Genomic DNA, 11,412 nt, shown 5'->3' on the forward strand with positions numbered 1-11,412 from the left:
TCTTTAGGTGTTTGATCAATTCCTTTATTGTAAAGAGATTGTAGTTTTTCTGTTAAATTCATATTATAACTCCTTTTGTTATACAACATTTATTATACTTTGACGTTTCTATACGAAACTTATGAAACTTAAGTACAAATATATTATACGACCAGTCGTCTTAAAAAACAAGAGTTTTTAAAAAATTTAGTTGATTGTATATTTAAGATTTAGATGAAGGTGAAAGGTTAGATTTTTAAATAAATATTGACATTCAAGACGACTGGTCATATAATTACTATTAAGATGAATATATTTATATTGTAATTACAAGTTGAAATTCAAGAAATATGAAATCTTCTCAATCGTATGTTGATATTAAATAGAGGGAGGTAAGAACATGAATCGCAAAACCTTGGAGAAACGAAGAATAATTGAAGAATCTATAGGGGTCATGTACTTAAATGGTTATAATGCCACAAGTGTGAAAGATTTGGTTGATGCAGCAAAAATCCCTAAAGGTTCATTTTACAATTATTTTAAATCTAAGGAGGATTATGCCATTGAGTCTTTGAGATATTATATGAATGAATTAGGTGCGGATAATTTTCTAATTTTAGAAGACACAAAAATAAAGCCATTAGATAGGATTAGGAAGTTTTATCGATGTAATATTGACAATATGGGAAATGAGGGATTTAAATTAGGATGTTTTCTTGGAAATATATCTCAGGAATTAGCGGATGTGAATAAGGATGTTTCAGATGTGACTAATGAACTACATCAAGAGGTTGCCAGTAAAATTCTTAAATGTATTAAAGAAGCAGAAGTGAACCAGTCATTTAAACCAGTCATAGATGCTTTAATTTTGGCAGATGCAATAGCCAATAGTTGGCAAGGAGCCTTAGTAAGAATGAAATCAAGTAGAAATAATGAACCTCTTGAAGAGTTCTACATGGTATTGAATGAGGTATTCCTAAAAACAAAATAAAATTTGTTTTTATAATAAAATAATGATAATGACCAAATAATAAAAAAGATATAGAAATAAGAGGAGGAAAAGAATATGAACTTAATTGAAATTTTAAACACACGTTATTCTGTAAAGGAGTTTGATTCTACAAAGAAAATTTCCAATGAAGATTTTATCAAAATCAAGGCTCTTTTAAGACTTAGTGCATCTAGTGTTAATGGGCAACCATGGCACTTTGTAATTGCAAATACAGATGAAGGTAAAAAACAAATTAGTAAAAGCACTCAAGGCTTTTTTAGTTTTAATGAAGCTAAAGTGTTAGATGCATCTCAGGTTGTTGTATTTTGTTCCAAAACTGATATGGATGAGGACTATTTACTTCATGTATTAGAAAAAGAGGATACTGATGGTCGTTTTACCGGGCAAAAATTTAAGGATAATCAACATATGGGACGTTCAATATTTGTAAATATACATCGCTATGATTCGAAAGATTTACAACATTGGATGGAAAAACAAGTATATTTAAACATTGGTAATCTTTTATTAGGTGTTGCGGCTCTTGGCATTGATGCTGTACCAATGGAAGGTTTTGATGCAAAAGTTTTAGATGAAGAGTTAGGTTTACGTAAAAAAGGATACACTGCAATTGCTATAGTTGGGTTAGGTTATCGCAGTGATAAAGATTTTAATGCTGAATTACCTAAGTCAAGATTAAAAGAGGATGAAATCATTACTATGATCTAATAGATGAATTATAGCAGAAACATTCTGAAAGAATGAAAAACTACTGTGCTTAAGAAGACCATAATAACAGATATGGATATTCAAGAATTACTTGCTTCTATTCTAAATTAAAAGCTATGAATCAATTCACTATTGATTCATAGCTTTTAACAATCTATAAATCGAGCTTAACTATAGTTCTACCTTTGTGTTTTCCGGTAAGTATAGTATCAATTTCACTATTTAATCCTTCTAAAGACACTTCATTCACATTAGTATATAAATCAATAATCTTCCAATCTAAGGATAATTTATTCCAAATCTGTAGCCTAATATCCATAGGGCATTTACCAGAATCTATTCCGAATAATGAGATTCCGTTTAAAATAAAGGGATAAACTGTCGTTTTTAATTCAGCGGATGCAACATTTCCACAACAAGTTACACTACCACCATAATTGGTTGTTTTAATGGCTGTAGCTAATATATTTCCACCTACTGTGTCTATTACTCCAGCCCATCTAGGCTTTAAGAGTGCTTTCCCAGAAGTGTCATCTATTTCATTCCTATCAACTATGTTCTTTGCACCAATTCCAAGTAACATATCTTTTTCAGAAGCTTTTCCTGTAGCAGCAGTGACATTATAACCAATCTTGCTTAAAATTGAAATGGCCATACTTCCAACGCCGCCAGTTGATCCGGTTACTAATATGTCTCCGTCACTAGGCTTAACACCTGAATTGACTAATTTACAAACTGATAGTGCCGCAGTGAATCCAGCAGTACCATATATCATACTCTCTCTTAGAGAAAGATTTGAAGGAAGTTCTACTACCCACTGCGCAGGGACTCTAATATACTGACTGTAACCACCTGATGTACTCATTCCTAATGCATACCCTGTTACAAGTACCTCAGCTCCAATTTTTAAACTATCATTATTACTCTGGGCTACAATACCTGCAGCATCGATTCCGGGTGTGTGTGGATAATTTCTAGTTACTCCTTTATTTCCTGTAGCGGAAAGAGCATCTTTATAGTTTAATGAAGAATATTTTACATTTATTATTACATCGCCTTCTGGTAGATCATTTATGTGTCTAGTTGTAATTTCTCTTTTAAATTCTTTGTTTTCAGTTTCTGTTATGAGCATTGCTCTAAATTCATTGTTATTCATTTCAAAAACTCCTTTGTAAAATATAGTATGATATAAAACTGATTATAGTAAAAATATAGCTTTATGTCAAAATATAGTTTTAACAATTGCTTTCTAATTTATACAATACTATAACTAAATATATAATTTAATTTTAAAAGTTTTAGAAGGCAAGATGGTTATTATTTAAGTAATATCAGGATTTAGTTTTTTTGATTTGCAACAAATTGCATGTAATGTAGGTATAATGGATAGAGTGCATGTAATGGAAAGTTAAAATGCTAATGGGAGAAAAGAGGAAGCTGCTGAGATTTGAAGAGAATTAAAGATACATACCATATTCAACACATAAATAGCCTTAATTCTAATAGTAATTAATATAATATAACAATAATAAAATGCAGGAGGTTTTATATGAAAAGTATGGATGTATATGGGTTAATTATAATTACATTAATTATGGGAGGGATGTTTACATTTTTAGGATGGGTAATTAAAAGTCAAAATGCAGGAGATATGCTGAATGGATTTGATGCGAAAAAATACGATAAAGATAAAGTATCAAGGATAGTAGGCGGAGATATGTTGTATACTGGCCTATTAACTATTCTTATAGGGGTTGGTGGCGCTTTTTTTAACAGCAAATTTTATAATTATATAACTATTGCACAGGTCGTTATTTACTTAATAGGAATTATAAAAATGATGTATGATATGGATAAAAAATGTAGAATAAAAAAGTGATTATGCGGTCTTAAAACTCATATTAACACTCCTAAGTATAAATAATATTATTACCACTATACGAACATATATTCGCATATTAAGATTCTAGTTAAATTTATTTAAATTTATTTAAATTTAACTAGAATCTTGTAAAATTTAGCAAGAATTTAATTAAATGCTTAACTGATGTATTTATTAAGATACTGAAGCCAACGCACTCCTTGTTAATTGGACTTCCTATATATTAATTAATAGTATTAAATGGTATTTAGATGACTTAACTTAATAACATAATATATAGTAAACTATGGCATAATAAAATTATAGGTATTAGATTGTAAACTGAAAAATGTAACTCTAAAAGAGGCCTGAAAAAATGAAAGGTGTGTGAAATATGAGTAAGTTAGAAAAACTTATAGAAGCAGGGTATAAGGTGAAAATCCAATCAAGTTCTAAATATTGTTTAACTTTAGATGATGAAATACCTTGTGCGAGCTTTAATTCGGATAGCATAGAGGAAGCTATTGATTCAGCTTATGAATTTATAAAAGAACAGAAAAAAGTATCAGATAAAATTGAAGCTGAAACGGAAACTGAAATAACAGATTATAAAATTATAATTGATGTACCACAAACGCAAGAGTTAAAGATTAATGAAGATATTACTAATGGAGAATTCAAGACTACGGCTACTATCAGATTGTATTCAGATGTTTTGGGGCAATTCAAAGAGTTTACAGAGAATTATAAAGAATATAAAAGCATAGATTTGGCTAGCATGGCACTTTTAGAATACATTGAAAAATATAAATAATTATTAAAAGTGAAGGATTTTTAAGGTGAGTAATTGGCAGTATATTGCCGATGATTACTCGCCTTTTTATATTATTATTATTTTTGGGACAAGTAAATTTATTTTATCAAATATATGTAGGTTAGGAATAGCATAATCTTTATTTTAGTGATATTTTATGGTAATATATTATTAAATTGGTAGGTTATAATGCGAATTATTGGCGGGTTGGTTATTATAAAAAAGATAATTACATCCTATTTAGAATAAAACATAAAGGAGATGGAGATATGACGGAATTCTGGGAATCGAGTTTTATAGAAAAACAAACGATGTGGGGATTTGAACCTTCAGACTCCGCAATTTTGACAAAGGACTTTTTTATTGAAAGGAATGTTAAGGACATACTGGTACCAGGTATTGGATATGGCAGAAATGCAAAGGTTTTTATTGACAATAGAATAAATGTAACAGGTATTGAGATTTCGAAAACAGCGATTGATTTGGCGAGGAAAAACGGGCTTGATATTAGTATTTTTCATGGTTCAGTAACTGACATGCCTTTTGATAACAAACTCTATGACGGTATATTTTGCTATGCTCTTATCCACTTATTGAATAATGGTGAGAGAAATAAGTTTATAAATATGGACTGATAGAGTTTTCAGAAATTGACGAGCCGAGCAAGAACAAGGAAAATAAACCTCCAATAAAATTTATAATTGTAAAATGTAAGAAAGAACTATAAAGATGGTAGGAAATTTAGAGGAGGATAAATATGATTTATGGTGGATTAATATTTGTATTTTTTATTATAGCTATTCTAGATTGTTTAAATGACATAAGAGATTTGATCATTCCAGCAAGGAAACAAACTGTAGAAATTATATTTATAGTAATCGGTAGTATGTTCATACTGGGGGTTACTTATTTATACGCTAAAACATGGGTTCATATCATACTAGGGATTTTAGGAGCAGCCTTTTTAATTTTGTCATGGGCTAGAAAAGGAATTACTCTCAAAGGTTTTAATGTCATACGTGGCATTCGTTCTGGAAGATGGGATAACCTGAAAAATGTACAAGTATCTCTTGGAAATTATGTGAAGGTTTCATTTATTACACGCAATTTAAACGAAAATATTCATTATTATAAAAAAGAGGATTACGACAGAATTATTACTTTGTTGCTAGAACATTTACCTGGTGAAATAATTAAAATAAAATAAGCATCGATAGCTACTACTCCAGCCACTGATGCTCATTCTAAATTCCAACTAATAATTTACTGTTTTTCCTAAGTCACAGTTACCTAAGTGGGGTGTTAAGCGTCCCACTTGCTAATTATATAAATCTGTCTTAAGCAAATCCTCCATGGAAATTCTCACATTTTATAAATACTATGCTTTCTTTTGGTTTTCCTACTTTTTCGTACAATAAGAGCTGTTCCCATAAGGAATAAAAGAATACCTCCAACTATTAATACATTTGAATCAATTACTGAACCTGTTTTAGGCATTTTTTCTACTACCGCTTTTTCAGCTACCTTTCCAACAATACCATAGTCACTGAAATGAGATGTAATAAATACTAAATAGTGATACATCATAAAGTGCTAGAAGTTTTTTTCCTTCAAGCGTGGGATCATCTTTTGATGCACTCTCAACAATAACTAACGCACTATTGAACTTTGTAGTACTAGTGCCACTCCCTATAATTGGAGTTACTAAAAGGTAAACATCAGGTGTAAATGAAGTTCCATCGATACCTGTAACTGTTACATCATTTTTACTATCATGAAGCGTTACATTTTTCGAATCTTCTATTATCTGAGAATATCATCTTCTAAAGCTTTTATTTTAATCTCAGTTGCTGTTTTATATGCCTCAGGCATATCATTACGTTTATCAAATTCGGCTCTTATACCATCAAGCAGTGCTTTAAATTCTGTTGTATACACAACATCCTGGGCTTTAGGTAATTCCTTTATTTCAAATGATAAAATCTGTGAATTTCCAGCTTTATCTTTCAATGTTAAAGTATATTTACCTGCTTTTTCAAATAAATCTGAGTCCTTAAATGAAGTTTCAGTATTTGTGCCATTTTTGTATGTTGCTTCAGCAATTTCACCAAAAGTATCATTTAACTTTATCACCCTTCCAATGAAATAACTAGTAGAATCGCTAGCTCCAGTAATTATAGGTTTAATTTTATCTATTTTGTCTATATTTATAGTCTCATAAGTTGCTATATTTCCTGTTACATCTCTAACCTTTACTACTATGCCATCAGTATTTTGATCATAGACTTTTTTATTACTTTCCTGCCAAGTCTTCCCATCATCAAAACTATAAGCACCACCGGTATTTAGCCCAGAACCAGTATCCGACGCAGAAACAGATAGTGTAACATTACTATTTGTCCATGTTGTTGGATTTCCTGAAACACTAAAGATTGGTGGGGTAGAATCTATTTCTTTTGCTCTAACGCCTGTAAGATTAATAATTTTTTCCTCTGCAGGACTTCCATAGTTAATAATAATTTTACCAGTGCTTGTACCAGTATGTGTAGGAGTAAAAGTTACATTAATATCTGCTATCTGGTTATTTATCATCTGACTTCCTATAGCAGCTCTATCTAAACTAAAATCTCCCTGGATATTTATACTATTAATAGTAAGTGGGTTTGTTGCCATAGACGTTACGGACACAGAGGCTGTATTTTGGTCATTATCTGAATCAAAATATAAACTACTATTAGAAACATTTAAATCATACCCTTCGAGCCTATCTCCAGAAACTCTAAGATATATATTTCCATCGCTTTCATAAAGAAATAATACATCTCCATTAGTAGAATTAATTGAAGTATTTGCTACCATGGTTTGTGCCATTGGGACAGATGTCCCAAAAGTATCACCATTATTGTTAATAACGATAAAATATCCATAGTTATCACCGTAGGGATTACCATAGTAACCTGTTACTACATTGCCATAGTAATCAGTACTTAAGGATCTCCCTGCCCAATAAAGGAAATTCTGTCAATACCTAAAAATTTACAGTATAATGAGTAGAAGATTTTTATGAGCCGTTGTTTAAAATATAAAGCTTGGTTATAATATATAATAAAGGGAATGTGATATATACTAAATTGTGGAAAGGAGGGAATATATGAATACAACAGATTTGATAAACATAGCAAATAAATATGCAAAGAAAGAAGAAAATAATTTTACTGGGTATTTGATGTACAAGGATAAAAGAGTAGCTGAAATAAAAGACACAGAGTTTGTAAAGTCGTTGGATGATAATTTATTACCAGTAATAATGATAAATAAGAATGCAGGTTCTTTAGAAGCATGGCTACAAACTAGAGTAATAGACACCAATAGGACAAATTCAAGGCAAGTAAGGCGTAGATTAAGTGTCAGATCAGAGGTTCCTAAGGAAATAGTTATTAAAGCTAGAGCTATATGTATAACAGACAGTTATTGGCTAAAGTGGATGGATGAAGATATAACCTATAATGAAGTGAGAAGTAGGTTATCTGATGGGCTAAATACTATTGCTTTATATGGTAATGCTACAGAGATAAAATTTAATGATGTAGATATAAGTCCTGAATTAACCAACATAGGAAGTTTTGAAAAGTGCTGGAAGCTTATTGATGGATATTGGTATATGATAAAAAAGGGTACTTACAAAGAGAATTTCGCTGAAGTATTAATAGGAAACATTGCTATTACACTTGGATTCAATGCTGTTAAATATGAAGCTATTGAAGATGGAGCATTAGTTAAGTGCAAAGACTTTACTAATAATGGAGAAGTTGACTTCGAGCCAATGTTCAGCTTTGTTCGCGATTATTGGGAAATAGATGATTCTATAAATATTATAAAAGAACTTGGTTATATAGAAGATTTCTTGAATATTACATTTATGGATGCGTTGTGCTATAACATAGATAGACATACATTTAACTTTGGAATATTAAGAAAAGATGGAGAACCAGTAGGACTTGCACCAAATTTTGATAATAATTTAGGCTTATCAGGAGTTCTTAATAATAGTGGTTTAGAAAATACATGGTATTCAACAGCATTTACAAGAAATAATTATAAGCCAATATTAGAGGGGTATAATTATGAGGTACCTAAGATTGACTTAGAAGAGATAATGGAAATTATAAATGATACATTAAAAGGCTTTCCTATACTAAGATTGGAATCAGGATTTAATAAGGTTGTATTTGAAATAATAAAAAACAATTATGAAGCAATATTAAAGTAATAAGATTTTACAAATCAAAATTATTTTGAGGAGATGTTATTATGTTATGGTGTCCAAAATGTAAATGTGAGTATCGTGAGGGATTTACAAATTGTAGCGACTGTGGAAGTGAATTATTAGAAATGATTGAATATGAAAAAGAAGAAAATAAAGAAATAACAGAAAATGACATTGAGGTCTTTCTTATATCTGTCAGTCAGGATTTTGATGCAAAAATAATTCAATCAAAACTAACGTCCTTTGGTATACCCTCATTAAAAAAATGCCAAGGCATTGATGGTATTTATGGGTTTACAGGTACTTCTAGCATCGATATATATGTACCTTCTAAGTTACTTGATAATGCAAGGGATTTAATTGATACTAAAATCAAATAAATCAAATAATTCCTTTTCATTGAGCTTGTGTAGCTATTGGAAAAGCAGAAATACAAAAGCTGTGAATTACTTCACGGCTTTTTCGTTGTTTCCATTGGCAACAAAACTGTTCCAGCTTTTGATAATTTTACTGGTTTTCTAAAACAACGTGGTTATAAAACTGAAGCAGGGCCTGCCGTTGGTGGCGAAGTGAACTACCCTCTTTTGGCGGAGAAAGTAGGACTTGGCAGTATTGGAAAACACGGGCTTTTCCTACTAAACCTGCACTCCTCAGAAGAGTAACCTACATAATTTTAACATTAATTGGTTTTGTTAGATTGATGGCTATGGTTGGCTGGTACGACACCGTAGTAAAATTTGGAAACGTATGTGGACAAGTTTTACTTTCTAATATACATTAAATCGACTAAATATACAAAATACCGACTAAATATGCAAAAACCTATTGCAACACTTTTGGACATATGTTATTCTAGAAATTGTGCATCGTAGTTAAGACATAATGGAGGTTTGTAAGTATGATAAATAAGTTAAAGTTTGTATTTTTATCTATTTTTGGATTTATTTTTTTTCTAATACCAATTAATATTAATGGAGAAAGTAAAATTGCTATATCCCACATATTAAATTTTGTTACAGACAATATGTTTGATTCATTTATTGGTTTCACTATTATTTGTGCATGGGTTGTGTTAATTGCAACTATGCTTTTTATCTTTTATTCTTCAAAAAATGGGTATGTTAATTCTGTATTCAAAGCATCACCTTTAAATGTTGTATTAAGGGTAGTTGGATCATTTTTATACCTTATGGTGATTAATAATTGGTTTCAAAACTATGAGTTTGCAGCTATGATTTTAGACGGCGGTACTGGCGGGCTGATGGCAGGAGCTGGTGGTCTTTTAACCACACTTTATATAACATTCTTTGTAGCTATTATTGCCCTTCCATTATTAACACATTTTGGTATGGTTGAATTTATAGGTATTTTATTAGGTCCTATAGTTAAAAAGTTGTTTAAGGTACCAGGCTATTCAACTATCGATGCTATTGCATCCTTTGTTGGTGATGGTACAATTGGTATTGTGGTAACGGATACCCAATATCAAAGAGGATACTATAATAGAAGAGAAGCTTATATAATTGCAACCAGTTTTTCTATTGTAGGTATAGCATTTGCTTCTGCAGTAGCTGAAGAGCTAGGGTTTGCGCATATTTTCCCGATATTTTATGGATCTATTGCATTAGTAACTGTTATAGTGGCTTTTATTACATCTAGAATGGCACTTAAGAAATTTCCACCAACTTATGATGAAGGGGTAACTCCGAGTATAATTGAGATTCCAAAAGATAAAACTGTTTTTGAGTATTCATATGAATCTGCAATAAAGCAGGCAGGAGATGCCAAAATTGGAGAAGTAATTATTCAGTCGTTAAAAAGTATTGTTAACATATACGTTGGATTCTTACCTATTATTATGGCGGTTGGAACATTATCTTTGGTAGTGGCAGAATATACCCAGTTTTTCAATATCATTAGTGCACCACTGGTATATTTCTATACTTGGATAGGGTATAGTAATGAAGTAGCGACAATCATGGCACCAGCATCGGTTGCTGGATTTGCAGATATGTATTTGCCAGCTTTATTTATCAGTACATCGGTTTCTGAAGCCTCAAGATTTTTTATTGGTGTATTAGCATTTACCCAGTTAGTATTTATGTCTGAAACTGGAATGGTTTTAGTTAAAAGTAAAATTGGTTTAAGCTTTTGGGATGTAACTAAAGTATTTCTTTTTAGAACTGCAATGTCTTTCCCGTTATTAATAGTTATAACAAATATTTTAGCTGCTTTAGGTGTAATATCGTTTTAATGAATAACGTTCTTTATATTTTGTTTTGGATAAGCTCTTTTTAGTGCATTGCACTGAAAGGAGCTTATTTTTATTGGAATTCTTAGCAACAATTAAATGGAAGGGGGTCGCTTCGGACACCTATTATATGGGATATTCAATAGACTGCAAGTAGAAATTCCACACTAATATACCTTTTCGGGGGGGATAGGCAAAAGAACCCTACTTCTACTTTTATAAAAAAACATAAGTGATTATTTTATTTAAAGCTATGATATAATTAAATTATTGTAGAATAAAATTCAGTATGTCGGAAATACAGGCGAACTAGTGCTGAGGGAAAAGTCAACTACCACTAGCCTAAAGGCATAGTGGCTTGTAGTAAATATGATTAATTGAGTAGTCACGGAAACTAATATGTAAAACTTGATTTTGTACAGAATTATTATAACGCTATAAATTTTATGTTCAGGGAGTAGTTAGTAATAAAAATAGGCATAGCAAACAAGCCTACAAGATGCAGGAACTTTTAGAAAAA

General features: G+C 30.9%; 12 protein-coding genes and 1 pseudogene. 10 read left to right on the top strand and 3 right to left on the bottom strand.

Annotated features, from left to right (window positions below; all coding sequences use genetic code 11):
* The first annotated feature begins 379 nt into the window (after positions 1 to 379).
* Together JJD95_RS17775 and nfsB are read left to right on the top strand one after the other, a co-directional pair.
* Positions 380 to 970: a TetR/AcrR family transcriptional regulator gene (locus tag JJD95_RS17775; RefSeq protein WP_291644469.1), complete on the top strand. Its 591-nt coding sequence runs from the start codon at positions 380 to 382 to the stop codon at positions 968 to 970.
* A 75-nt stretch (positions 971 to 1,045) separates the two neighbouring features.
* Positions 1,046 to 1,699 (top strand): oxygen-insensitive NAD(P)H nitroreductase, encoded by a 654-nt coding sequence (gene nfsB, locus JJD95_RS17780; protein WP_291644471.1) that lies wholly within the window; start codon positions 1,046 to 1,048, stop codon positions 1,697 to 1,699.
* A 154-nt stretch (positions 1,700 to 1,853) separates the two neighbouring features.
* Here nfsB and JJD95_RS17785 read toward each other — a convergent pair whose 3' ends face one another.
* The gene (locus tag JJD95_RS17785) at positions 1,854 to 2,855 is read right to left on the bottom strand and encodes a YhdH/YhfP family quinone oxidoreductase (RefSeq protein ID WP_291644472.1); all 1,002 of its coding nucleotides are present in this window, start codon (positions 2,853 to 2,855) and stop codon (positions 1,854 to 1,856) included.
* Positions 2,856 to 3,248: 393 nt separating this feature from the next.
* On the opposite strand from JJD95_RS17785, the gene JJD95_RS17790 reads away from it, so the two are divergent.
* The 4 genes and pseudogenes from JJD95_RS17790 to JJD95_RS17805 all read left to right on the top strand — a co-directional run bounded on the left by JJD95_RS17790 (position 3,249) and on the right by JJD95_RS17805 (position 5,581).
* The gene (locus tag JJD95_RS17790) at positions 3,249 to 3,578 is read left to right on the top strand and encodes a DUF3784 domain-containing protein (protein ID WP_291644474.1); all 330 of its coding nucleotides are present in this window, start codon (positions 3,249 to 3,251) and stop codon (positions 3,576 to 3,578) included.
* Between the two features lie 376 nt (positions 3,579 to 3,954).
* Complete coding sequence (locus tag JJD95_RS17795) at positions 3,955 to 4,374, top strand: hypothetical protein (protein ID WP_291644476.1); 420 nt, start codon at positions 3,955 to 3,957, stop codon at positions 4,372 to 4,374.
* A gap of 269 nt (positions 4,375 to 4,643) precedes the next feature.
* A pseudogene (locus JJD95_RS17800) lies at positions 4,644 to 5,101 on the top strand (class I SAM-dependent methyltransferase).
* Positions 5,102 to 5,131: 30 nt separating this feature from the next.
* Positions 5,132 to 5,581, top strand: coding sequence for a hypothetical protein (locus tag JJD95_RS17805; protein WP_291644478.1), 450 nt, complete (start codon positions 5,132 to 5,134; stop codon positions 5,579 to 5,581).
* A gap of 155 nt (positions 5,582 to 5,736) precedes the next feature.
* Here the strand turns inward: JJD95_RS17805 and JJD95_RS17810 are convergent, their stop codons facing one another.
* The gene (locus tag JJD95_RS17810; protein ID WP_291644480.1) at positions 5,737 to 5,961 is read right to left on the bottom strand and encodes an LPXTG cell wall anchor domain-containing protein; all 225 of its coding nucleotides are present in this window, start codon (positions 5,959 to 5,961) and stop codon (positions 5,737 to 5,739) included.
* Between the two features lie 216 nt (positions 5,962 to 6,177).
* The gene (locus JJD95_RS17815) at positions 6,178 to 7,245 is read right to left on the bottom strand and encodes a hypothetical protein (RefSeq protein ID WP_291644482.1); all 1,068 of its coding nucleotides are present in this window, start codon (positions 7,243 to 7,245) and stop codon (positions 6,178 to 6,180) included.
* 280 nt (positions 7,246 to 7,525) lie between these two features.
* On the opposite strand from JJD95_RS17815, the gene JJD95_RS17820 reads away from it, so the two are divergent.
* The 4 genes from JJD95_RS17820 to JJD95_RS17835 all read left to right on the top strand — a co-directional run bounded on the left by JJD95_RS17820 (position 7,526) and on the right by JJD95_RS17835 (position 10,895).
* Positions 7,526 to 8,644: a hypothetical protein gene (locus tag JJD95_RS17820; protein WP_291644484.1), complete on the top strand. Its 1,119-nt coding sequence runs from the start codon at positions 7,526 to 7,528 to the stop codon at positions 8,642 to 8,644.
* Positions 8,645 to 8,685: 41 nt separating this feature from the next.
* Positions 8,686 to 9,021, top strand: coding sequence for a hypothetical protein (locus JJD95_RS17825; RefSeq protein ID WP_291644486.1), 336 nt, complete (start codon positions 8,686 to 8,688; stop codon positions 9,019 to 9,021).
* Between the two features lie 36 nt (positions 9,022 to 9,057).
* Entirely contained in the window at positions 9,058 to 9,303 is a 246-nt protein-coding gene (locus tag JJD95_RS17830) for a hypothetical protein (protein ID WP_291644488.1), read from the top strand.
* Positions 9,304 to 9,539: 236 nt separating this feature from the next.
* A complete protein-coding gene (locus tag JJD95_RS17835; RefSeq protein ID WP_291644489.1) occupies positions 9,540 to 10,895 on the top strand; it encodes a YjiH family protein in 1,356 nt (451 codons plus the stop codon).
* The last annotated feature ends 517 nt before the right edge of the window (positions 10,896 to 11,412 follow it).

Source organism: Clostridium sp. (assembly GCF_016650035.1).
Taxonomy (GTDB): Bacteria; Bacillota; Clostridia; order Clostridiales; family Clostridiaceae; genus Clostridium_AD.